This is a genomic window from Micromonospora sp. NBRC 110037 (assembly GCF_001652995.1).
GTDB classification, from domain to species: Bacteria; Actinomycetota; Actinomycetes; order Mycobacteriales; family Micromonosporaceae; genus Micromonospora; species Micromonospora chalcea.
Map to the genome: position 1 here is coordinate 246,271 of NZ_BBVA01000005.1, position 22,472 is coordinate 268,742.

Consider the following 22,472-nt stretch of genomic DNA (forward strand, 5'->3'; position numbering starts at 1 on the left):
GTGCGGCTCACCGTCGTGGTCGGCCCCGGCCTGGTGGCCGACACCGAACTGCTGGCGTCGCTCGTCGCCACCAGCAGCGCCGAGCTGGACAGCACCGGCACGGTCGTCACCGTCGCCTCGGCCGACGAGCTGCGCTCGCTGCTCGCCGCGGCGCAGGGCCCGACTGTGGTGCTGCCCGGCCCCACCACACCGGCCCGCGCCCTGATCGGCGCGCAGCCGCCGCACGCGGTCTGGTACGACCTCACCGTCGAGACGCCGGTCCCCGGCGCGGTCCACCTGGCCGGCCGGGGACTGTGGGGCGTGACCTGGGCGATCCGGCACGCCGTGCACCGCTTCCGCGCGCCGGCCGATCGGATCGCCTACGGTCCCGGCCCGGAGCAGTGGGGTGACCTGCGGCTGCCGTCGGGCCCGCACACCGGGCCGGCGCCGGTCGCGGTGCTGCTGCACGGCGGATTCTGGCGGTCGGTCTGGGGCGCGGACCTGATGGACGCGCTCGCCGTCGATCTGGCCGCCCGAGGCTACGCGTCCTGGAACGTGGAGTACCGGCGTCCGGACCGGCACGGCTGGGACGCCACCACGGAGGACGTCGAAGCCGGCCTCACCGCGCTGCGGGACATCGCCGCCGACCGGCCGCTGGACCTGGACCGGATCGTCGTCTTCGGCCATTCGGCCGGCGGGCAGCTCGCGCTGCGCGCCGCGGCGGACCTCGCCGCGCGAACGGGCGGGCCACGTGTCGCGCTCGCGGTGTCGCTGGCCGGGGTGCTCGACCTCACCGAGGGCGAGCGGCGCTACCTCGGTGACGGCGCGATCGCCGCGGCGCTGGGCGGCTCACCGGCCACGGCCCCGCGCCGGTACGCCGAGAGCGACCCGATGCTGCGGCTGCCGACAGGGGTGCCCACGCTGCTCGTGCAGGGGACCGCGGACAGTCTCGACCTCGTCGACGCCAACCGGCGTTACGCCGCGGCGGCGGCAGCCGCGGGCGACGAGATCCGCCACCTGGAACAGCCGGGGGACCACTTCGCCGTCATCGACCCGGCGTCGGACATCTGGCGGGACACCATGACGGCGGTGGACGCCCGCCTCGGTAGGTGACGTCGCGCCCGCAACCGAATCGCCCTCCGAGTTCACGTAGGTGAACACGGAGGGCGGTTGGTGGCGCCGGTCAGAACAGCCGGGGCGTGACCACCGAGACCACTGTGGTGACCGAGTCGGTGTCGTTGTACATCTGGTGCGGCACCGACGAGCGCAGGTGCACGCTGTCGCCCGGGCACAGTCGGTGCTCCACGCCCTCGACCTCGTAGAGCAGCTCGCCGGAGATGACGTAGGCGAACTCCTCGCCCCGGTGGCCGTACGCGTTCTCCCGCCGCCCGCCCGGCGCGATGTGCACGAGCATCGGCTCCAGCACCAGGTCCGGCCCCCGGTCGGAGAGCATGCGGTAGGTCTGCTGCCCCGACACGTACTGCGTTGCCGACGTCTCCGCCCTGGTCAGCGTGAAGTGCCGGGGAAGCTGGGAGACGTTGCTGTCGGACGTGCCGTTGCCGGCGTCGAAGAAGTCGGCCACCGACTTGTCGAGGGCCTTGGCGACGCTGCCCAGCGCGGTCAGGCCGATCGAGGAGATGCCGCGCTCGACCTGGGACAGGAAGCCGATCGACAGGCCGGAGCGGGAGGCGAGGCCGCGCAGGGTGAGCCCGCGCTCCTTGCGGTAGCGCCGGATCCGGGCGCCGACCACCCCCGCCGGGGTGCTCTCGTCCGCGGGGCCGCCGGGGGTGGCCTGCTCCGACGGCGGCTGACTGTCCATGGACCGCACGGGGACCTCCTGTTGCGGTGGCGGGGGGATCCGCCCGGGATGTTCGATCCTATCGAACATGCCCGCACTTGTGCGAGGGGTGGAGCGCCGGCATTTCCGGTCCGCCGCGGCGGCGAAGCCGTGGTGCCGGCACCGTCGCGTCCAGCGCGATCGTCTGTTCGCAGTCGTACGGCCGGCCATCCGCTGCGGTCCACTGTGCGCGCTCCGGCACGAGTGCCCGTCGCGACTGTGCCTACTTGTCGTCCATAAGGGTCTTCTCGCGCTATGGCGGATTCGCGCCGGACGGGCGCCCTCGATCGGTTTGCTAGAGCTATAACGACGAAATTCGTCGCTTCAAAGCTGTCTACCGACGAGTTGCTGAGATTTCATGGACAATAACTGGCGTGGCTCGTAGAGTCTCGGCATCTTCCGATGATCTGGAGATGACGTGAAGACTGCCGCCACCGCCCAACCCGTTCGTTCCGCCGCCGACCTGCACGCCGCCGCAACAGTGGTGGACGGAAGCACGGTCATCGAGCTGAGCGACGCCCACCTCGACCGGATCCGGCGAGGAGGCGTCACCGCGGTCAACCACACGGTCACCCGGCCGTACGCGGACACCGTCACCGCCCTGCGCGAGGTCAACCGCTGCCGCAGGTGGATCGACGCACACCCGGACGAGGTGCTGCTCGCCCTGACCGTGGACGACATCCACCGGGCCAAGGCCGAGGGCAAGGAGGCCGTCATCCTCGGCCCGCAGGACACCGAGATGATCGGGGGTGACCTCGACCTGCTCGGCACGTTCCACGACCTGGGCGTCCGCATCCTTCAGCTGACCTACCAGCGGCAGAACCTGCTCGGCGCGGGCTGCGGCGAGGACACCGACTCGGGGCTGACGCACCGGGGCCGCGCCTTCGTCAAGGCGATGAACGAGCTGGGCGTGCTGGTCGACGTCTCGCACAGCGGCGAGCGCACCGGCCTGGACGCGATGGACGCCTCGGACAAGCCGGTCGTCGTCACGCACGCCTTCTGCGACGCGCTGTCGCCGCACATCCGCGCCAAGTCGGACGGATACCTGCGGCGCCTCGCCGAGCAGGGCGGCGTCATGGGCATCACCACCCTGTCGGGGTTCCTGTACCACCCGGAGGACCCGTCCCGTCGTCCGGACCTGACCCGCTTCGTGGAGCACGTCTGCCGTGTGGTGGAGGTGGCCGGCGTCGACCACGTCGCCGTCGCCACCGACTACGACGAGACGTGGACCGAGGAGATGCGGATCGCGCAGCTCAAGAGCATCGCGCAGGCGAACTCGAAGGAGCACCAGAACCTGCTCGGTGACTTCGGATGGGAGGAGCGCCGGGCGATCGGCATGGACGACGCCGCGGACTTCCCCAACATCACCGAGGCGCTTCTGGCCGGCGGATTCTCGCCGGAGGACGTGATCAAGATCCTCGGCGGCAACTGGCTTCGGGTCTATGGGGAGGCATGGAAGCCGGCCGCGCGATGAAGCGCTAATCGTGACACTGCCAAGGAGACTGATGCGTACCCGAATTCTGATGAGAGCGCTGGCGGTGGGCGTCGTGACGACGCTCGCGGCCGGCTGCGGAGGCGGCGAGCCGCCGTCGGGCAAGTCCGGTGGCAACGCCAGCGACGGCCTCACCAGCAACGTCAAGCTCGAGGACGAGACGCAGGCAGCCGGCACGCCGAAGTCCGGTGGCCGCCTGCGGATCATGATCCGGCTGGACGCCAACGAACTCGACCCGCACCGGATGTCGGAGACCTCGGCCTTCGTCATCAACGAGCAGATCTACGAGTCGCTCGTGCAGTCGTACCGGGGCGAGATCAAGCCGGCGATCGCCGAGTCGTGGGAGCTGAGCGCGGACGGCCAGACCGTGACGTTCAAGCTGCGCGACAACGCGTACTTCCACAGCGGCCGCAAGGTGACCGCTGCCGACGTGAAGTACTCGATCGAGCGGATCAAGGACCCGGCCACCCGGGCGCCGCGCGCCCGCAGCTACGAGGGCATCACCTCGGTCGAGGCGCCCGACGAGCGTACCGTCGTGATGAAGCTGGCCAAGCCCAACGCCGCCATCCTGACCCTGCTGTCCACCGCCGCGTCGTCGATCGTCGACCGGACCGTGGTCGAGAAGCAGGGCGACCTCAACGGCAGCGTCGACGGCGGCAGCGGGCCGTTCAAGCTCGCCGCCCGGACCACCGGCCAGGCCATCAAGCTGGACAAGCACGACAAGTACTGGGAGTCCGGGGTTCCGTACCTGGACGGGCTGGACTTCACGTTCAACCCGGACGACAACGCCCGCGCCGCCGCCGTGCGCAGCGGCACCGTCGACTTCCTGTGGCGGCCCGCGCCCGAGTTCATCGACGCGCTCAAGCGCGACGAGAAGCTCAAGTGGTACGGCGGCTCCGGCTCGCTGTCGCTGCACCTGCGGCTGAACACCTCGAAGGCGCCGTACGACAACGTCAAGGTCCGGCAGGCCATCTACCTGGCGCTGGACCGGCAGGAGATCCTGAACGTCGCCAACTCCGGCTTCGGCACCGCGCTCAACGCCGGCTACCTGCCGCCGGACCGCTTCGGCGCGCTGAAGGAGCCGGTGTACGGCAAGCCCGACATCGAGAAGGCCAAGGCGCTGCTGGCCGAGGCGGGTTACCCGAACGGCTTCGACGCCAAGCTCATGGTGATCGCCACCTCGGCGTTCCAGGTGCGCTCGGCGGAGGTGGAGCAGCAGCAGCTCGCCAAGATCGGCATCAAGGTGACGCTGGAGTCGGTCGAGTCCACCATCGCCGACACCAAGACGAAGTCCGGGGACTTCGACATGTACCAGTCCGGCTTCGGCCTGACCTACGACCCGGACGAGCGGTTCACCGCCAGCTTCCTCAAGGGCGGCGGCCTGAACTACGGCAACTGGTCCGACCCGGAGTACGAGGACCTGATCGTCAAGGCCCGCTCCGAGCTGGACAAGGACAAGCGCGCCCAGCTCTACCAGCAGGCCGAGAAGATCCTGGCCGAGCGGGGCCCGGTGGCCATGACCTTCCTGAACGCCGACTTCGACGTCGTGCAGAAGGACGTCATGGGTTACCGGGGTGACCCCACGCCGACCTACCGCTTCTACCGGCACCTCTGGCTCGACCGCTGACGAGTCGCGGAGGGGACGCCGGCCCACGGCGTCCCCTCCGCCGCACCGCGACGAAAGGCAATCCATGACGGCCGTACCCCTGACCCATCGCTACGTCATCGCCGCCCGGCTGAAGGGCTACCTCGGCAAGCACGAGGAGTCCGTGGCGCTGCTCACCGAGGCGCTCGAACTGGAACCGGACAGCCCTCGCCTGCTGCGCTTCCGCGGCCACCGGCGGATCTCCATCAGTGACTACGCCGGCGCGATCGCGGACCTGCGCGCCGCCGCCGACCAGCTCGCCGGCGTCGAGGACGAGTACGAGATGTACCAGCCGGAGGTGGAGAAGGACGTCGTCAGCCTGATCCTCGGCCGGCCCGAGGACGTGCGCCCGCAGCACCTCAGCGACACCGACGCCGCCGCGAACCCGGAGATCCTCGGCCGCTACAACACCACGCTGCACGCCTCCGTCTGGTACCACCTGGGCGTCGCCCAGTACCTCGCCGGTGACCTGGAGGGCTGCCTGCCCAGCTTCGCCGAGTCGGAGAAGGCGTCCCGGCACCAGGAGGGCCTGGTCGCGTCGCAGGACTGGCAGTACATGGCGCTGCGGCGCCTCGGCCGGACCGCCGAGGCCGAGGAGGTGCTCGACCGGTTCCGCACTGTCGACCTGGTCGACGAGCCGCACCTGGTCGGCTACGAGGGCCGGATGAAGCTCTACACCGGCGAGATCGGCCCGGACGAGCTGTGGGCGATGTGCGACGGCAACAGCCTCAAGACCGTCACCCAGGGGTACGGCCTCGGTAACTGGCACTACTACAACGGTGACGTCGACAAGGCGCGTGAGGTGTTCGACGGGGTGCTGAAGACCCGCGTCACGCACGCCTTCGCGTACCTGGCCGTCAAGGCCGAGTACGAGCGCAACCCGGACTTCGCGACCACGAGCAAGGAGAACTGAGATGGCAATCATCCGTGCCGAGATCGGCAAGCGGGACCAGGCCACCAAGGAAGCGATGATCGCCGACCTGACCGACGTGCTGGTCAAGTACGGCTCGCCGCGCGAGAACACCCACGTCCTGCTCTACGAGGTGTCGTACGACAACTGGGCCAAGGGCGGCGTGACGTACAACAACCGGAAGCGTGCGCAGGAGTCCTCGTGACCGGCGCCGCCGCGGGACCGCACATCCTGCTCACGCCCAACCTGTCGGACCTGCTCCCGCAGCTGCGGGAGCGGTTCCCGCAGTGCCGGTTCAGCCCGGTACCGGACGGTGAGCCGGTACGCGACGAGTGGCTCGACGCCGAGGTGATCCTGCGCAGCGCGATGAACGAGGACACCTTCGACGAGCTGCTGGCCAAGTGCGACCGGCTGCGGTGGGTGCAGATCACCGCGGCCGGGTTCGACTGGGTGGGCGGCGAGCTGATGCAGCGCCGCCTCGCCGAGGGGCTGCTCTACACCCGGTCGCCCAACTCCTACAACGTGCCGATCGCCGAGTACGCCATCGGCGCGGTGCTGATGCGCTTCCGCGCGTTCCCGGAGCACCGGGAGGCGCAGGAGCGCCGGGAGTGGGTGCGGATCACCGGCCGGGACTTCATCGGCAGCACGATGCTCGTCTTCGGCACCGGCGGCATCGGCGGCGAGGTGGCCTGGCGGGCCCGCGCGCTCGGCGTCGACGTGATCGGGGTGAACCGCTCCGGCACTCCGGCCGAGGGCTTCGACCGGGTGATCCCGTACGCCGAGCACATGGCCGTGCTGCCGGAGGCCGACTCGGTGGTCCTGGCCATGCCGCTGACCACCGAGAACCGCTACTTCTTCGACGCCGAGCACTTCGCGGCGATGAAGGAGTCGGCGGTGCTGGTGAACGTCGGGCGGGGCGCTCTCGTGGTGGAGGACGCCCTGGTCGACGCGATGCGGTCCGGCCGGATCGCCGGCGCGGTGCTGGACGTGTTCGAGGAGGAGCCGCTGCCGGCCGACCACCGGCTGTGGGACCTGCCGAACACCACCATCACCCCGCACACGTCGTTCCGCGGCACCGGCAACCTCCAGCGGCTCTACGCCGACTTCTGCGTCAACCTGGAGCGTTACCTGGCCGGCGAGCAGCTGGCCGGCCTGAAGCGGCAGCCCGACCTGGGGTACTGAGGCGGCCGAACGAGAGGCGGCCCACCGGATCGATCCGGTGGGCCGCCTTCGTCGTGCCGCACGTCAGTCGAGCAGCGCGCGGGCCGCAGTCAGCACGTCGTGCTCACCGAGCAGGACGTGGTCGGCCGCCGGGCCCAGCGGGACGTAGCTGTCGACGCTGTTGACGCGGGAGATCCGCCCCGGGTAACCGGCGTCGACCAGGGCGGCCACCACCGCCTCGGAGACGCCGCCGCCGGCCCGGGTCTCGTCCACCACCAGCACCCGGGGTACGCCGTCGAGCGCGGCGAGCATGCTCGCGGCCGGCAGCGGCGCGAGCCACTGCAGGTCCACGACGCGGGTGCCGGCGCCCCGCTCGGCGGCCAGCGTCTCGGCCACCCGCAGGCTCATCGGCACGCCGTTGCCGAACGTGACGAGCGCCAGGTCGTCGCCGTCGCGTACGGTCCGGACCTGTCCGAGCGGCGCCTCGGTGGCCGCCCACTCGTCCGGCGGGGCGTACCGGGCCAGCCAGCCGCCGTCGCCGTCGGTGTGCAGGTCACGGGTGTGGTAGAGCGCGATCGGCTCCAGGAACACGCAGACCCGCTGCTCCTGCTCGGCCAGCGCGAGGCACTGCCGCAGCAGCGCCGGCGCGGTGGCCGGGTGGGAGGCGACAGCCAGCGCCAGGCCGGGGATGTCCCGCAGCACAGACACCGAGTTGTCGTTGTGGAAGTGCCCGCCGAACCCCTTCTGGTACGCCAGCCCGGCGATCCGGACCACCATGCCGTTGCCGTACTGCCCGTCGGAGAAGAACCGCAGCGAGGCGGCCTCGCCGCGCAGCTGGTCCTCGGCGTTGTGCAGGTAGGCGAGGTACTGGATCTCCGGGATCGGCAGCGTGCCGGCCAGCGCGCCGCCGAGCGCCACCCCGAGGATGGTCTGCTCGTCCAGCAGCGTGTCGAACACGCGGTTCGCGCCGAACGCCTTGCGCAGCCCGCGGGTGGCGCCGTAGACGCCGCCCTTGCGGGCCACGTCCTCGCCGAAGACCTGCGCCTGCGGCCAGGTGAGCAGCGCGTCGTGCAGCGCGGCGTTGACCGACTGGGCGAGCGTGAGCGGTCCGCGCGACTCGGGGAGCCTGCCGCCGAACACCTTGTCCCGCCCGTCGCCGGCCCGTCCGGCGGCCGCGCCGACCCGGTCGGTCCGGCGTTCGGTCAGCGGAGCGGTCACCGCAGCCGCGTCGGGCAGCCGCTCGACCCGCCCGAGCATCGCCTCGGCCTGGTCCATGACCAGCTTGCGGGTCTGCTCGTAGCGGGCCAGGCTCTCGGCCGGGGCGAGGATGCCGCGCCGGGCCAGCACCGCCGCCGTGGCCAGCAGCGGGTCGCGGGCGTAGTCGGCGAGGATCTCCGACCGGGACCGGTACGCCAGCTCCGCGTCGGAGCCGGCGTGGCCCATGAACCGGACCGTGCGCAGGTGCAGCACGGCAGGGCGGCGTCCGGCGCGTACCCGATCGGCCACCTCGCGCGCGACGGCGAGCAGCCGCGCGGGATCGGCGCCGTCGACGGCGGTGTAGTCCAGGGCTGGTAGCGCGGACAGCATCCGGTCCACCCAGCCGTGCGGGGACCGGGTGCTGATGCCGATGCCGTTGTCCTCGCAGACGAACAGCACCGGCATCCCGAGCCCCTGGTGGGCGGCCCAGCCGACGGCGTTCAGCGCGCCCGCCGCGGTGGAGTGGTTGGCCGAGGCGTCGCCGAAGCTGCACACCACCACCGCGTCGGCCGGGTAACCGGTGTCGCCGACGCCCCGCTCCAGCGCGAACGCCATGCCCATCGCGCGGGGCAGGTGCGAGGCGATCGTCGAGGTCTGCGGGATGACGTTCAGCGCCCGGTGCCCGAACACCTTGTGCCGGCCGCCGGAGATCGGGTCCCGCCGGGACGCGGCGGCGGAGTGCAGCACGTCGGTGATCGGGGTGGAGCCGGGGACCTGCCCGGCCCGGGCGGCGTAGAAGCCGCCGGACCGGTAGTGCAGCAGCGCCGGATCGGTCGGTCGCAGCGCCAGCGCGACGGCGGCGTTGCTCTCGTGGCCGCTGGATCCGATCGTGTAGAAGCCCTCCCGTTTCGACTGCAGCCAGCGCAACGCGAGGTCGAGGTGGCGGCTCTGGATCTGGGCGTCGAAGTAGTCGAGCAGCAGGCCGGCGTCGATCTCGACGTCCGGCGACGGGTCGGCGGGCGCCGCGGCGCCCGCCGACCATTCCGACAGTTGACGAACCAGGTGTTCGTCGATGGTTTCCACGTTGCTCCTTGCCGGGGGTGCGAGGGGTCAGCGGCTGGAACGGCCGCGCAGTCGCGGGTCGAGCACGTCGCGGAGGGTGTCGCCCAGCAGGTTGAAGCCCAGCACCGCGATCATGATGCAGACGCCGGGGACGACCGACGGCCAGATCGACATCTCCATGAACGCCTTGCCGCTGGAGAGCATCGACCCCCAGGACGGCTGGGGCGGCTGCACGCCGAGCCCGAGGTAGCCCAGGGACGCCTCGACCAGGATGGCGGTGGCCAGGCTCGTGGTGAACTGCACCGCGATCGGGGCGACCGAGTTGGGCAGGATGTACTTGAAGATCAGCCGGGCGTTGGTGAGCCCGACCGCCTGGCCGGACTCCACGTACGGCTCGCGGCGCACCGACATCGCCGTGCCGCGTACGACCCGGGCGAAGCTCGGGATGAACACGAGGATCAGGGCCAGGATCAGGTTCTCGGTGCCGGGGCCCCGGGCGGCGACGACCGCCAGCGCGAGCAGCAGCGTGGGGAAGGCGAACATGATGTCGGTGGCCGGGGTGATGACCGCGTCGAGGAAGCCCCGGTAGAAGCCGGCGAGCAGTCCGAGCAGGACGCCGATCGCGCCCGCGCAGGTCACCACGATCAGGCTGACCGTCAGCGAGGTGCGTGCGCCGTACAGGGCGCGGCTGAGCAGGTCGCGGCCGGCCTCGTCGGCGCCGAGCAGGAAGTCGCCGCCGGGCGCGGCGAGCCGCTGGTTGGACATGGCGGTCGGGTCGTACGGGGCGATGAGCGGGGCCAGCGCCGCCGCGCCGACCATCAGCACCACGATGACCAGGCCGATGGCGCCCACCCGGTCGCGCCAGATCAGGCGTAGCAACTCCAGGCTGCGGGGGGTCCGGCGAGTGGACGCCGCCTCGGCGGGGCGGCGGTCGGGGGCGGTGTCAGTGACCACTGCGCAACCTCGGATCCAGGTAGGTGTAGATGAGGTCTACGAGGAAGTTGACGACGACGTAGAAGAAGGCCAGGAAGAGCAGGGTGCCCTGGACGACCGGGTAGTCGCGCTGGGAGATGCCGCGGATGACCATCGTCCCCAGGCCCGGCCAGGCGAACACCTGCTCGACGATGACGGTGCCGCCCAGCAGCGCGCCGGCCTGGATGCCCAGCACCGTCACGACCGGGATCAGCGAGTTGCGCAGCGCGTGCCGGGTCATGACCACGCGCTCGCCGAGGCCCTTGGACCGGGCGGTGCGTACGTAGTCCTGGTTGAGCACCTCCAGCATGCTGGAGCGGGTCATCCGCATGCTGATCGCGGCGAGGCTGGAGCCGAGCGTCACGGCGGGGAGGATGAGGTGCTTCAGGGTGCCCCAGAAGCCCTCACCCTCACCCGCGCCCTGGGACGGCAGCCAGCCCAGCGACACCGAGAAGACGTACACCAGCAGGATGCCGAGCCAGAAGTTCGGCAGCGACAGCCCGACCAGCGAGCCGACCCGGGTGGTGGCGTCCAGCAGCCCGTTGCGCTTGGTGGCGCTGAGCACGCCGAGCGGGATGGAGATGAGGATCGAGACCAGCAGCGCCGACACGGCCAGCAGCAGCGTGGACGGAAGGCGCTGCATGATCTCTTCGAGCACCGGCTGACCGGTGCGCATCGAGGTGCCGAAGTCGCCCTGGACCAGGGCGCCGAGCCACCTCAGGAACTGCTCGTACACGGGCATGTCGAGCCCGAAGTAGCGGCGCATCTCCGCCTCGATCGCGGGGTCGCCGAAGTCCTGACCCATGATCGAGCTGATCACGTCGCCGGGGATCATGCGGATGACCAGGAATGAGATCACCGAGATCCCGAAAAGGACTGGAATAACCGATAAGAGACGGGTCAACGTGATGCGCAGCATTGCGGGTTTCTCCGGTCGGTCAGGTGTCAGCGCCGGGTGTGCCGGGGTCGGCTTCCGCGTCCCAGCCGGCTTCCTCGTCCCCCGTGACGGCGATGTCGCGCGCCCATTCGTGCGCGCGCTTGGCGACCCGTAGCACCATCACCGACCGGCTCTCCATCACCCCGTCGAGGTTGCCCAGCCGCTCCGTCCAGAACCGCCGCATGGCGTTGCTGGAGGCGAAGTAGCCGACGGCGATGATGTCGAACTGGCCGGTCACGTGGTAGACGTACGCGATCTCCGGCATCCCGGCGAGCTTGTCGATGAGCCTTTCTGTGGCACCCGGAGCGCTCTGGATCTCGAACAGCGTGTGCACCGGCCGCCCCATGAAGGCGGCGCTGGGAATCGCGGCGAACTGCAGCTGACCCTCGGTGACAAGCCGTTCCACCCGGCGTCGTACGGATCCCTCGGAGAGGCCGACCTTCGCCGCCAGCGCGACGTTCGTCTGCCGTGGATCCTGAACGAGCTCCCGGATGATGCTGCGATCTTTCTCGATCGAGCTCTTGGATGCCATCTCGCTCCAACTCTTAGTGACGGAATTCGTCGCTGCCGGGAGCCTAGACGACGAACATCGTCTGTGCAACACTCCCGGATGACGAATGGTGGCGTTCGGGAGTCTAACTCAGGGGGATCGATGGCCTTGTTGGAGGTCCGGGACCTGCGCACCGAATTCCGCGGCGCGCGGGGCTCGGTGACGGCGGTGGACGGGGTGTCGTTCACTGTCGACGCAGGGGAGATGGTCGCCCTCGTCGGCGAGTCCGGCTGCGGGAAGTCGGCGACCGCTCAGTCCATCATGGGGCTGATCGTGCCGCCGGCCGGCCAGGTGACCGGTGGCCAGGTGCTCTTCGAGGGGCGGGACCTGCTGAAACTGTCCGCACGGGACCTGCGCGCGGTGCGCGGCAAGGGCATCTCGATGATCTTCCAGGATCCGATGACCTCGCTGAACCCGGTGCTGACCGTGGGGCGGCAGATGACCGAGGCGCTGGAACTGCACCTCGGGATGAGCCGCCGGGCCGCGCGCAAGCGGGCGGTCGAGCTGCTGGACATGGTGCGGATCCCGGCGGCGGAGACCCGGCTCAGCTCGTACCCGCACCAGCTCTCCGGCGGCATGCGCCAGCGCGTCATGATCGCCATGGCGCTCTCCTGCCGGCCGCGGCTGATCCTCGCCGACGAGATCACCACCGCGCTCGACGTCACCATCCAGGCGCAGGTGCTGGACCTGCTGCGGGAACTGGCCCTGGAGACGCGCACCGCGGTCCTGTTCATCACGCACGACCTCGGCGTGGTCGCCGGCATGGCCGAACGCGTCAACGTCATGTACGCCGGCCAGATCGTCGAGCGCGCCGGGACCGTCGACCTGTTCCACCAGCCGCAGATGCCGTACACCTGGGGTCTGCTCGGCTCGGTGCCCCGCCTCGACCAGGCCCGCGGCGGCAAGCTGCGCCCGATCGCCGGCCGCCCGCCGGAGCTGTCGGAGATCCCACCCGGCTGCCGCTTCGCGCCGCGCTGCGTCCACGCCCGCGACGTCTGCCAGGACAAGGCGCCCGGCCTGACCACCGTCCCGGCCCGCGACCAGCTCACCCGCTGCTGGGGCATGCGCCCGGCGGACCAGGGCGGCTGGCTGACCACCGAGGACCGCTTCGCCGACCAGAGCGCGGAGGTGCGCTGATGACGACCCCTGCCCCCGACGCCGCCCCGGACCCGCTGCTGCGCGTGCGTGACCTGGCCGTCGACTTCAAGGTGCCGGTACGCGGCTCGATGCTGCCGGCCCGGCTGCGCGCGGTCTCCGGCGTGGACCTCGACGTCCGGCGCGGCGAGATCATCGGCGTGGTCGGTGAGTCCGGCTGCGGCAAGTCCACCACCGGCCGCGCCATTCTCCAGCTGCTCAAGCCCAGCCAGGGCACCGTCACGTTCGACGGCACCGAACTGACCACGCTGGACCGGCGGCGGATGCGGGCCATGCGCCGGCAGATGCAGATGATCTTCCAGGACCCGTTCGCCTCGCTGAACCCCCGGATGACCGTCGGCGAGCTGATCGAGGAGCCGCTGCTCGTGCACTCCGACCTGCCGGCGGCCGGGCGGCGGGCCAAGGCGCTGCAGACCATGCAGATGGTCGGGCTCAGCGAGAAGTGGCACGACAGGTACCCGCACGAGTTCTCCGGTGGCCAGCGCCAGCGCGTGGGCATCGCGCGCGCCCTGGTCAGCAACCCGCAGTTCATCGTCGCCGACGAGCCGGTCTCCGCGCTCGACGTCTCGGTGCAGGCGCAGATCGTCAACCTCCTGGAGGAACTCCAGGAGGAACTGGGCCTGACCATGATGTTCATCGCCCACGACCTGGCCGTCGTCCGGCACCTCTGCGACCGCATCGCGGTGATGTACCTCGGCTCGGTCGTGGAGGTGGGGGAGTGCGAGGACATGTACGACCGGCCGCGCCACCCGTACACCCAGGCCCTGCTTTCGGCGGTGCCGATCCCCGACCCCCTGGTCGAGACCGAGCGCCGGCGGGTGATCCTCAGCGGTGACGTGCCCAGCCCGCTGAACCCGCCGTCCGGCTGCCGCTTCCGGACCCGCTGCTGGAAGGCGCAGGACATCTGCGCGACCGAGACGCCGAAGCTCACCGGCGCCGGGCACCAGGTCGCCTGCCACTTCCCGGAGAACACCGACCCGCGGGGCGAGCCGCTCGCCGCCGCCGGCGCGGGGCGGTAGACGTGTCCGTTCCGTACCACCGCAACCTGGTCGACGGCGAGTGGGTCGACGGCGAACGCCGGCCGAACCTCAACCCGGCCCGCCCCGGCGAGGTCGTCAGCGAGTACGCGGTCGCCGACCGGGACACCGCCCGCGCGGCTGTCGATGCGGCCCGCCGGGCCGGTCCCGGATGGGCGAAGCTGCCCGTCGGCGACCGGATGCGGATGCTGGACCGGATCGGCGCCACCATCCTGGACCGCGCCGACGACCTCGCCACGCTGCTCGCCCGCGAGGAGGGCAAGCTGCTCGCCGAGGCACGCGGCGAGGTCGTCCGCGCCGGCCAGACGTTCCGCTACTACGCCCACCAGCTGCTCCAGCCCACCGGTGAGGTCTACGCCTCCACCCGCCCGAACGTGCACGCCGAGGTCCGCCGCCGTCCACTGGGCGCGGTCGGGATCATCACGCCGTGGAACTACCCGCTGGCGATTCCGGCGTGGAAGGTCGCGCCGGCGCTCGCGTACGGCAACACCGTCGTGCTCAAACCCGCCGAGCTGGTACCCGCCAGCGCCGGGGAGCTCGCCCGGATCATCGCCGACGCCGGTGTCCCGCCCGGCGTGTTCAACCTTGTCGTCGGCGCCGGCTCGGTGGTCGGGGAGGAACTGCTCACCAGCGACGGCCTCGACGGCATCTCGTTCACCGGCGGCACCCGCACCGGCGCGCACGTCGCCCAGCGCTGCATCGCCCACGGCAACAAGCGGTTCCAGCTGGAGATGGGCGGCAAGAACCCGCTCGTGGTCTGCGACGACGCCGACCTGGACGTGGCGGTGCGCTGCGCGCTGGACGGCAGCTTCTTCAGCACCGGCCAGCGCTGCACCGCGTCCAGCCGGCTGATCGTGACGGCCGGCATCCACGACCGGTTCGTCGCGGCGCTGGCCGAGGCGACGCAGGCGCTGCGGGTCGGCGACCCGCTCGACCCGGACAGCCAGCTCGGCCCGGTGGTCAGCGCCGACCAGCTCGACCAGAACCTCGACTACGTCCGGATCGGACGCGACGAGGGCGCGGCCGTGGCGGCCGGCGGTACGCACGACGGGCAGTTCATGCGGCCCACCCTGCTCGTCGGCGCGCACAACGACATGCGGGTGGCCCGGGAGGAGATCTTCGGCCCGGTGTCCTGCGTGATCCGCGCCGAGAACCTCGACGAGGCGATCGAGCTGGCGAACGACACCGACTACGGGCTGTCCGCCGGGATCGTCACCACCTCCCTGTCTGCTGCCGAACGGTTCAAGCGCGACGCCCGCGCCGGCATCGTCACCGTCAACCTGCCCACCGCCGGCACCGAACTGCACCTGCCGTTCGGCGGCACCGGGGCCTCCAACCACGGCCCCCGCGAGCAGGGCGGCTACGCCCGCGACTTCTACAGCGTGCCGGTGACCTGCTACACCGGCTGGTAAGGACGGCAATGTCCCCTCAGATCCTGCTCACCGAGCCCATCGCCGAGGCCGGGATGCGGCTGCTGCACGCCGCCGGTGAGGTACGCGTCGCCCACCTCACCGACCCCGCCGCGCTCGCCGCCGGGCCGCTCGCCACCGCCGACGCGCTCGTGGTGCGCTCCTCACCGGTGACCGCCGCGATGCTGGAGGCCGCGCCCCGGCTCAAGGTCGTCGGCCGGCACGGCGCCGGGCTGGACGGCATCGACCTGGCCGCCGCGCAACGGCTCGGCGTCCCCGTCGTCGGCACGCCCGGCGCCAACGCCGAGTCGGTGGCCGAGTTCGTCGTGCTGGCCGCGCTCGCGCTCGCCCGGCAGCTCACCCCCGCCGTGACCACGCTTGCCGCCGGCGGCTTCCCGCCCGGCCGGTCACTGCCCGGGTCGGTCGTCGCCGCCGGACTGACCGGCACCATGCTCACCGGCCGCACGCTGGGACTCGTCGGCCTCGGCGCGATCGGCCGGGGCGTCGCCGCCCGCGCCCGCGGGATGGGCATGACGGTCCTCGGGTACGACGTGGCGGTCACCGAGCCGCCGGACGGCGTACACCTGGTGGACCTGGACCGGCTCCTCGCCGAATCGGACGTGGTCAGCCTGCACGTGCCCCAGACGCCGCAGACCACCGGCCTGATCGGCGCCGCCGCGCTGGCCCGGATGCGGCCGCACGCGCTGCTCGTCAACACCGCGCGGGCCGGCGTGGTCGACGGCGCGGCGGTGCTCGCCGCGCTCGACGCCGGCCGGCTGCGCGGCTACGCGGTCGACGTGTTCGCGCCCGAACCGCCCGCCGCCGACGACCCGATGCTGCACCACCCCCGCGTCCTCGCCACCCCGCACATGGCGGCGATGACCACCGACGCGCTCGACGCGATGGCCGTCGCCGTGGCGCGCGGCGTCCTCGCCCACCTGGAAGGAACCCGTACGTGACACTGACCGTCCCCGCGTCCGCCCTCGACTACTTCGGTGTGGACACGCTCGTCGACGACGACACCCGGGAACTCCAGGCCGCCGTGCGCGGCTTCGTGGACCGGCGGATCCGGCCGGAGATCGCCGGCTGGTACGAGGCGGGCCGGCTGCCGGTACGGGAACTGGCCCGGGAACTGGGTGAGCTCGGCGTGCTCGGGATGCACCTGGAGGGCTACGGCTGCGCCGGCACCTCGGCCGTCGCGTACGGCCTGGCCTGTTTCGAACTGGAGGCGGGCGACTCGGGCCTGCGGTCCCTGGTCTCGGTGCAGGGCTCGCTGGCCATGTACGCGATCTGGCGGTTCGGCTCCGAGGAGCAGAAGCGCGAGTGGCTGCCCCGGATGGCCGCCGGCGAGGCGATCGGCTGCTTCGGGCTGACCGAACCGGACTTCGGCTCGGACCCGGCCGGCATGCTCACCCGGGCCCGCCGCGACGGCGGCGACTGGGTGCTCAACGGCACCAAGATGTGGATCACCAACGGTTCGGTCGCGGACGTCGCCGTCGTCTGGGCGCGTACCGACGAGGGCATCCGCGGCTTCGTCGTACCGGCCGGCACGCCCGGGTTCACCGCGCCGGAGATCACCCGCAAACTCTCCCTGCGCGCGTCGGTGACCTCAGAGCTGGTCCTCGACGACGTCCGGCTGCCCGCCGACGCGATGCTGCCCGGCGCGGCCGGCCTGTCCGGGCCGCTGACCTGCCTCAACGAGGCCCGCTTCGGCATCGTCTTCGGCGCGCTCGGCGCCGCGCACGACTGCCTGCAGACCACTGTGGCGTACGCCCGCAGCCGGCAGATCTTCGACAAGCCGCTCGCCGCGTACCAGGCCACCCAGCTCAAGCTCGCCGACATGGCCCTGGAACTGGGCAAGGGCATGCTGCTGGCGATGCAGATCGGCACGCTGAAGGACGCCGGCACGCTGGACCACCGGCAGATCAGCCTGGGCAAGCTCAACAGCGTGCGGGAGGCCATCGCCATCGCCCGCGAGTGCCGGACGATCCTCGGCGCGGCCGGCATCACGCTCGACTACCCGGTGCTGCGGCACGCGAACAACCTGGAGTCGGTGCTCACCTACGAGGGCACCTCCGAGGTGCACCAGCTCATCATCGGGCAGACGCTCACCGGTCACGCGGCCTTCCGCTGACCGGCGAGCGTGGTCCCGGCCCGGATCGGCGATCCGGGCCGGGTCCGGCCCTGCGCCTGGCCACCTGACCCCCGCGCCCGGCGGACCGGATCGAATCGCAGGGCGTGGCAGGATCGGCGGGTGCAGATCGGGTTGCTCGGGCCGTTCCAGGTCACCACGGACGCCGGCGTCCCGGCCGACGTGCCGGGCGCGCGACTGCGCGGGCTGCTGGCCGCCCTCGCGCTCCAGCCCGGCCGGGTGGTTCCGAAGGCGACGCTCGTCGACTGGATCTGGGGCGAGCACCCGCCCGCCGACGCCGCCAACGCGCTGCAACGCCTCGTCTCCCGGCTGCGCAAGGCGCTGCCGGCGGGCGTCGTCGACGGGTTGCCCGACGGCTACCGGCTCGCCGTCGAGCCCGACGCCGTCGACGCCGTACGGTTCGAACGCCTGCTGCTGCGGGCCCGCGACGGCGACGGGCCGCAGCGGGTACGGCTGCTGCGCGAGGCGCTCGGGCTGTGGCGCGGCGACGCGCTGCGCGACATCGGCCTGCCCGACAGCCCGGCGCTCGACGCGGCGGCCACCCGGCTGGAACGGCTGCGCCTGACCGCAACCGAGGACCGGTACGACGCGGAGACCGGGCCCGACCTGATCCCGGAGCTGACCGACCTGGTGGCCGCCCATCCGGTGCGCGAGCGGCTCGCCATGGCGCTGATGCGCGCGCTCGTCGCGGCCGGCCGGGACACCGAGGCGCTGCTCGTCTACCGGCGCACCGCCGACGCGCTCGCCGACGCCTTGGGCGCCGACCCGTCCCCGGAACTGTCGGCGCTGCACGTCGCGCTGCTGCGCGGCGAGACGGTACGCCGGGAGGACACCCGCCGGACCAACCTGCGCGCCGAGCTGACCAGCTTCGTCGGGCGGGACGCCGATCTCGCCGCGGTCGGTGCGCTGGTGGCCGAGCACCGGCTCACCACGCTCACCGGCCCGGGCGGCTCCGGGAAGACCAGGCTGGCCACCGAGACCGGGCGCCGGTTGACCGGCGACCTGCCGGACGGCGTGTGGCTGGTGGAGTTCGCGGCCGTCAGCGCCGACGGGGACGTGGTGCAGGCGACGATCTCCGGGCTCGGCCTGCGGGACGCGCTGCTCGGCGACGCGGGCAGCGCGGAACCGGTCGACCGGCTGGTGGCGGCGATCCGGGACCGGGAGATGCTGCTGATCCTGGACAACTGCGAACACGTCGTCGAGGCGGCGGCGACGCTGGCGTACCGGCTGCTCGGCGAGTGCCGGCGGCTGCGGATCCTGTCCACCAGCCGGGAGCCGCTGGGCATCACCGGGGAGGCGTTGTGGCCGGTCGCGCCGCTGGGCCTGCCCGGCGGCGACGCCACTGCCGCCGAGGTCGAGTCGTCGCCCGCCGTGCGCCTGCTGCGGGACCGGGCCGCCGCCGTCCGCCGCGACCTGGCGTACGACGGCCACACGTCGGCGACCATGGCGCGGATCTGCCGCGCGCTCGACGGCATGCCGCTGGCCATCGAGCTGGCGGCGGCACGGTTGCGCGCCATGTCCGTCGACCAGCTCGCCACCCGGCTCGACGATCGGTTCCGGCTGCTCACCGGCGGCAGCCGGACCGCCCTGCCCCGGCACCGGACGTTGCGCGCGATGGTCGACTGGAGCTGGGAACTGCTCAGCGACGCCGAACGCGCGGTGCTGCGCCGGCTGTCGGTGTTCTCCGGCGGGGCGGGCCTGGACGCGGCCGAGCGGGTCTGCGCCGGCGGTGCCGTCGCGCCGGGCGACGTGCTCGACCTGCTCACCGCGCTGACCGAGAAGTCGCTGCTGGTCGCCGCCGGCGACGTCGCGCCGCGCTACCGGATGCTCGGCACGATCAAGGAGTACGCCGCGCAGCGGCTCGCCGAGGCGGGGGAGGCGGACACCGCGCGCCGCGCGCACCTGGCGTACTTCACCGCGCTGGCCGAGACCGCCGAGCCGCGGCTGCGCCGCGCCGACCAGCTCACCTGGCTCGCCCGGCTGGAAGCCGAGCACGACAACATCACCGCCGCGATGCGTGGCGCGCTCGCCGCAGGTGAGGGACCCGAGGCGATGCGGCTCGCGGCCGGCGCCGGCTGGTACTGGTGGCTCGGCGGACACCGCACCGAGGGCATGGAACTGATCATCGCGGCCACCGAGGCGCCCGGTGAGGTGCCCGACGACACCCAGGCCGTGGTGTACGGACTGGTGGTGCTGTTCCTCAGTTCCGGGCCGGGCGACGCGCAGCACGCGGCCGAGTGGATCCACAAGGCGTACCGGCTGAGCGGGGAGGGTCGCGGCGGCCACCCGGAGCTGGCCCTGGTCGTGCCGATGGAGCGGATGCTGCGGGAACCGGACGCGCTGCTGCCCGCCTGGGAGTCGCTGCTCGACCACGAGGATCCGTGGGTACGCGCGCTGGCCCGGCTGCACCTGGGCAAGCTGCGGGTCATCCTCGGCATGGAGGCGGCGCAGGCGGAGGCGTGCCTGCGGCAGGCGCTCGCCGAGTTCCGGGCGGTGGGCGAACGCTTCGGGATCTCGTTCGCGCTCAGTGAGCTGGCCGAGCTGATCGCCGTGCGCGGTGACGTCGCCGCCGCCTGCGACTACTACGAGCAGGCGGTCACGGCGGTCACCGAGGTCGGCGCCGTCGAGGACGTGATCCGGATGCGGGCACGGCTGTCCTGGCTGTACCGGCTGGGCGGCGACGAGGCGGCGAGCGCCGACGCGCTGGCCGAGGCGTACCGGCTCGCCGCCGGGGTCGCCTGGCCGGGGGCGCTGGCCGAACTGGCGCTGGTCCGGGCGTACCTGGCCCGCCACGACGGTGACGCGGACGAGGCGTACGCGCAGCTGCGGTCCGTGTCGGCGCTGCTCGGCGACGAGGCGGACCTGGCCAGTGTCCGGGCGGGCACCCAGGATCTGCTGGGTTACCTGGCCGAGGACGTCGAGCTGTCGCGTACCCATCGGGCGGCGGCGTGCCGCGCGGCGCGCGAGGGGGGCTACGCGCCGCTGACCGCGCAGGTGCTCGTCGGTGTCGCGGACCTGGCGGTGCGGCTGGACCGGCCGGACCAGGCGGCGCGGCTGCTCGGCGCCGCCACCGCGGTACGCGGCCAGCCCGACCGCACCCACCCCGACGTGCCCCGGATCGAGGCGGCGGCGCGCGACCGCCTCGGCGACGCGGGGTTCGCCGAGGCGGTCGCACAGGGCCGGGAGACCGGCTGGGAGCACTTGGTCGAGGTCACGCTCGCTTCGTGAACGTGGACCGCGCCCACAGGTAGCCGACCACCGCGATGCCGGCGCACCAGGCGAGCGCGGGGATCACGTCACCGGCCGACGGCGCGCCCTCGAGCAGGCCGCGCAGCGTCTCGATGATCGGCGTGAACGGCTGGTACTCGGCGAACTGCCGCAGGCCCGGCCCCATCTTGTCGGCGGGCACGATCGCGCTGCTGAAGAACGGCAGCAGGATCAGCGGCACGGAGGCCATGCCCGCCGACTCCGGCGACTTGGCGAACAGGCCCAGCGCGACGGTGAACCAGCTGACCGCGACGCTGAGCAGCACCACCACGCCGGCCGCGCCGAGCCAGTGCAGCGGCTCGCCGGCCGGGCGGAAGCCGAGCAGGAACGCCACCCCGACCAGGGCCGCTACCGCGAGGACGTTCGTCAGCACGGTGGCGACGACGTGGCCGGTCAGCACCGCGCCCCGAGAGACGTGCATGACCTTGAACCGGTTGATGATGCCCTTCGTCATGTCGGAGTTCACCGACGTCGCGGTGCCGCCGAGGCCGTAGCAGACCGCCAGCAGCATCAGGCCCGGCGTCGCGTAGTCGACGTAGTCGACGCCGACGGAGAACGCGTCGCCGAGCATGTACACGAACATCAGCATCACGATGATCGGCATCAGCACGGCGTTGAACACCGAGGTCGGGTTGCGGCGCAGGTGCGTCAGGTTGCGGCGCAGCATGACGACCGAATGGTTGCGGCTCATTTGGCGGCCACCTCCGGGGTACGGCCGGTCAGGGCCAGGAAGACGTCGTCGAGGTCGGGAGACTGCACGGACAGGTCGTCGGCGCTGATCGCGTGCGCGTCGAGCCGGTCGAGCAGGGCGCGCAGCGCCGCCGTTCCGCCGTCGGTGGGCACGCGCAGGGCCAGCGCCTCCTCGTCGCGTACCGCCTCGGGCAGCACCAGCGCCGCCGCGTCCAGTTCGGCGCCGGTGCCGAACCGCAACCGCACGTGCGTGCCGGGGATCCGGCGCTTCAGCTCCTCCGGCGTGCCCTGGGCGACCAGCCGGCCCTGGTCGAGCACCGCGATCCGGTCGGCGAGGCGGTCGGCCTCGTCGAGGTACTGGGTGGTGAGGAAGACTGTCACGCCGCCGGCGACCAGCTCCCTGATGATCGACCACATGGTGCGGCGGCTGCGCGGGTCCAGTCCGGTCGTCGGCTCGTCCAGGAAGATGATCCGCGGCTCGCCGACCAGCGTCATCGCGAGGTCCAGTTTGCGGCGCATGCCCCCGGAGTACGTCGACACCAGCTTGTCGGCGGCCTCGACCAGGTCGAACCGTTCCAGCAGTTCGGCGACGACCCGCTTGCCGGTCACCCGGTTGCGCGGCCCGAGGTCGACCATCAGTTGCAGGTTCTCCCGCCCGGTGAGCAGTTCGTCCACCGCCGCGAACTGCCCGGTCACGCCGATCGCCGCGCGTACCGCCGTGGCCTCGGTGACCACGTCGTGCCCGGCGACCCGCACCGATCCGGCGTCGGCGCGGATCAGCGTGGTCAGGATGTTCACGGTCGTGGTCTTGCCGGCACCGTTCGGGCCGAGGAGGGAGAAGACCGTGCCGGCGGGGACGTCCAGGTCGATGCCGTCGAGCACCACCTTGTCCTTGTACGCCTTGCGCAGCCCGGAGACCGCTATCGCTGAACTCGTCATGCGACCACCATGGGCGGCCGTACCGCCACCGCCCTGACACGGCGCTGACACGGCCGCTGACAGCTTGTCGGTGGGCCGGCG

General features: G+C 72.1%; 19 protein-coding genes. 12 read left to right on the forward strand and 7 right to left on the reverse strand.

The annotated features are described in order from the left end of the window. The gene (locus A4R25_RS17380) at positions 1-1,092 is read left to right on the forward strand and encodes an alpha/beta hydrolase (RefSeq protein WP_231915562.1); all 1,092 of its coding nucleotides are present in this window, start codon (positions 1-3) and stop codon (positions 1,090-1,092) included. Positions 1,093-1,162: 70 nt separating this feature from the next. On the opposite strand, the gene A4R25_RS17385 is transcribed toward A4R25_RS17380, so the two are convergent. Further along, complete coding sequence (locus A4R25_RS17385) at positions 1,163-1,798, reverse strand: helix-turn-helix domain-containing protein (RefSeq protein WP_205798699.1); 636 nt, start codon at positions 1,796-1,798, stop codon at positions 1,163-1,165. Between the two features lie 436 nt (positions 1,799-2,234). On the opposite strand from A4R25_RS17385, the gene A4R25_RS17390 reads away from it, so the two are divergent. From A4R25_RS17390 to A4R25_RS17410, 5 genes are all read left to right on the forward strand, one after another. Next, positions 2,235-3,290, forward strand: a complete 1,056-nt coding sequence (locus tag A4R25_RS17390; RefSeq protein WP_043325193.1) for a dipeptidase — start codon at positions 2,235-2,237, stop codon at positions 3,288-3,290. A gap of 31 nt (positions 3,291-3,321) precedes the next feature. Continuing rightward, positions 3,322-4,935 (forward strand): ABC transporter substrate-binding protein, encoded by a 1,614-nt coding sequence (locus tag A4R25_RS17395; protein WP_158559980.1) that lies wholly within the window; start codon positions 3,322-3,324, stop codon positions 4,933-4,935. A gap of 64 nt (positions 4,936-4,999) precedes the next feature. After that, positions 5,000-5,866 carry a tetratricopeptide repeat protein gene (locus A4R25_RS17400; protein WP_043325191.1) on the forward strand — a complete coding sequence of 289 codons (867 nt, stop codon included), beginning with the start codon at positions 5,000-5,002 and terminating at the stop codon, positions 5,864-5,866. 1 nt (position 5,867) lies between these two features. After that, a complete protein-coding gene (locus A4R25_RS17405) occupies positions 5,868-6,068 on the forward strand; it encodes a tautomerase family protein (RefSeq protein ID WP_018786431.1) in 201 nt (66 codons plus the stop codon). After that, the gene (locus tag A4R25_RS17410) at positions 6,065-7,045 is read left to right on the forward strand and encodes a D-2-hydroxyacid dehydrogenase (protein ID WP_064447412.1); all 981 of its coding nucleotides are present in this window, start codon (positions 6,065-6,067) and stop codon (positions 7,043-7,045) included. The genes A4R25_RS17405 and A4R25_RS17410 overlap by 4 nt, the downstream gene beginning before the upstream one ends. 63 nt (positions 7,046-7,108) lie before the next feature. Here the strand turns inward: A4R25_RS17410 and A4R25_RS17415 are convergent, their stop codons facing one another. The 4 genes from A4R25_RS17415 to A4R25_RS17430 are packed head-to-tail and all read right to left on the reverse strand — an operon-like array spanning position 7,109 to position 11,724. Further along, entirely contained in the window at positions 7,109-9,295 is a 2,187-nt protein-coding gene (locus A4R25_RS17415) for a thiamine pyrophosphate-dependent enzyme (protein WP_373888008.1), read from the reverse strand. Positions 9,296-9,331: 36 nt separating this feature from the next. Next, positions 9,332-10,237: an ABC transporter permease gene (locus tag A4R25_RS17420; RefSeq protein ID WP_231915563.1), complete on the reverse strand. Its 906-nt coding sequence runs from the start codon at positions 10,235-10,237 to the stop codon at positions 9,332-9,334. Beyond that, positions 10,227-11,174, reverse strand: a complete 948-nt coding sequence (gene nikB, locus A4R25_RS17425; RefSeq protein ID WP_030499628.1) for a nickel ABC transporter permease — start codon at positions 11,172-11,174, stop codon at positions 10,227-10,229. Before nikB ends, A4R25_RS17420 begins: the two co-directional genes overlap by 11 nt. Positions 11,175-11,193: 19 nt before the next feature. Then, positions 11,194-11,724 carry an Lrp/AsnC family transcriptional regulator gene (locus tag A4R25_RS17430; protein ID WP_030499629.1) on the reverse strand — a complete coding sequence of 177 codons (531 nt, stop codon included), beginning with the start codon at positions 11,722-11,724 and terminating at the stop codon, positions 11,194-11,196. Positions 11,725-11,844: 120 nt separating this feature from the next. Here A4R25_RS17430 and A4R25_RS17435 point away from each other — a divergent pair, with 120 nt between their 5' ends. The 6 genes from A4R25_RS17435 to A4R25_RS17460 all read left to right on the forward strand — a co-directional run bounded on the left by A4R25_RS17435 (position 11,845) and on the right by A4R25_RS17460 (position 20,723). Beyond that, the gene (locus A4R25_RS17435) at positions 11,845-12,879 is read left to right on the forward strand and encodes an ABC transporter ATP-binding protein (protein ID WP_043325188.1); all 1,035 of its coding nucleotides are present in this window, start codon (positions 11,845-11,847) and stop codon (positions 12,877-12,879) included. Next, the gene (locus tag A4R25_RS17440; RefSeq protein WP_064447414.1) at positions 12,879-13,916 is read left to right on the forward strand and encodes an ABC transporter ATP-binding protein; all 1,038 of its coding nucleotides are present in this window, start codon (positions 12,879-12,881) and stop codon (positions 13,914-13,916) included. The genes A4R25_RS17435 and A4R25_RS17440 overlap by 1 nt, the downstream gene beginning before the upstream one ends. Before the next feature lie 2 nt (positions 13,917-13,918). Further along, the gene (locus tag A4R25_RS17445; protein ID WP_064447415.1) at positions 13,919-15,346 is read left to right on the forward strand and encodes an aldehyde dehydrogenase family protein; all 1,428 of its coding nucleotides are present in this window, start codon (positions 13,919-13,921) and stop codon (positions 15,344-15,346) included. A gap of 8 nt (positions 15,347-15,354) precedes the next feature. Further along, entirely contained in the window at positions 15,355-16,302 is a 948-nt protein-coding gene (locus A4R25_RS17450; RefSeq protein WP_064447416.1) for a hydroxyacid dehydrogenase, read from the forward strand. A 38-nt stretch (positions 16,303-16,340) separates the two neighbouring features. Then, complete coding sequence (locus tag A4R25_RS17455) at positions 16,341-17,477, forward strand: acyl-CoA dehydrogenase family protein (protein ID WP_373888009.1); 1,137 nt, start codon at positions 16,341-16,343, stop codon at positions 17,475-17,477. Between the two features lie 120 nt (positions 17,478-17,597). After that, the gene (locus A4R25_RS17460; protein WP_064447418.1) at positions 17,598-20,723 is read left to right on the forward strand and encodes a BTAD domain-containing putative transcriptional regulator; all 3,126 of its coding nucleotides are present in this window, start codon (positions 17,598-17,600) and stop codon (positions 20,721-20,723) included. Here the strand turns inward: A4R25_RS17460 and A4R25_RS17465 are convergent. Both A4R25_RS17465 and A4R25_RS17470 read right to left on the reverse strand, forming a co-directional pair. Further along, positions 20,707-21,453, reverse strand: coding sequence for an ABC transporter permease (locus A4R25_RS17465; RefSeq protein ID WP_064447419.1), 747 nt, complete (start codon positions 21,451-21,453; stop codon positions 20,707-20,709). The genes A4R25_RS17460 and A4R25_RS17465 overlap by 17 nt on opposite strands. Continuing rightward, positions 21,450-22,391: an ATP-binding cassette domain-containing protein gene (locus A4R25_RS17470; protein ID WP_064447420.1), complete on the reverse strand. Its 942-nt coding sequence runs from the start codon at positions 22,389-22,391 to the stop codon at positions 21,450-21,452. The genes A4R25_RS17465 and A4R25_RS17470 overlap by 4 nt, the downstream gene beginning before the upstream one ends. Positions 22,392-22,472: the final 81 nt, after the last annotated feature.

What these genes read in the sequence shown, in the direction of transcription:
- A4R25_RS17400 (WP_043325191.1), top strand. Translation starts at nt 5,000, where the DNA reads ATGACGGCCGTACCCCTGACCCATCGCTACGTCATCGCCGCCCGGCTG.
- nikB (WP_030499628.1), bottom strand. Translation starts at nt 11,174, where the DNA reads ATGCTGCGCATCACGTTGACCCGTCTCTTATCGGTTATTCCAGTCCTT.
- A4R25_RS17405 (WP_018786431.1), top strand. Translation starts at nt 5,868, where the DNA reads ATGGCAATCATCCGTGCCGAGATCGGCAAGCGGGACCAGGCCACCAAG.
- A4R25_RS17435 (WP_043325188.1), top strand. Translation starts at nt 11,845, where the DNA reads ATGGCCTTGTTGGAGGTCCGGGACCTGCGCACCGAATTCCGCGGCGCG.
- A4R25_RS17470 (WP_064447420.1), bottom strand. Translation starts at nt 22,391, where the DNA reads ATGACGAGTTCAGCGATAGCGGTCTCCGGGCTGCGCAAGGCGTACAAG.
- A4R25_RS17430 (WP_030499629.1), bottom strand. Translation starts at nt 11,724, where the DNA reads ATGGCATCCAAGAGCTCGATCGAGAAAGATCGCAGCATCATCCGGGAG.
- A4R25_RS17465 (WP_064447419.1), bottom strand. Translation starts at nt 21,453, where the DNA reads ATGAGCCGCAACCATTCGGTCGTCATGCTGCGCCGCAACCTGACGCAC.
- A4R25_RS17385 (WP_205798699.1), bottom strand. Translation starts at nt 1,798, where the DNA reads ATGGACAGTCAGCCGCCGTCGGAGCAGGCCACCCCCGGCGGCCCCGCG.
- A4R25_RS17440 (WP_064447414.1), top strand. Translation starts at nt 12,879, where the DNA reads ATGACGACCCCTGCCCCCGACGCCGCCCCGGACCCGCTGCTGCGCGTG.
- A4R25_RS17395 (WP_158559980.1), top strand. Translation starts at nt 3,322, where the DNA reads ATGCGTACCCGAATTCTGATGAGAGCGCTGGCGGTGGGCGTCGTGACG.
- A4R25_RS17450 (WP_064447416.1), top strand. Translation starts at nt 15,355, where the DNA reads ATGTCCCCTCAGATCCTGCTCACCGAGCCCATCGCCGAGGCCGGGATG.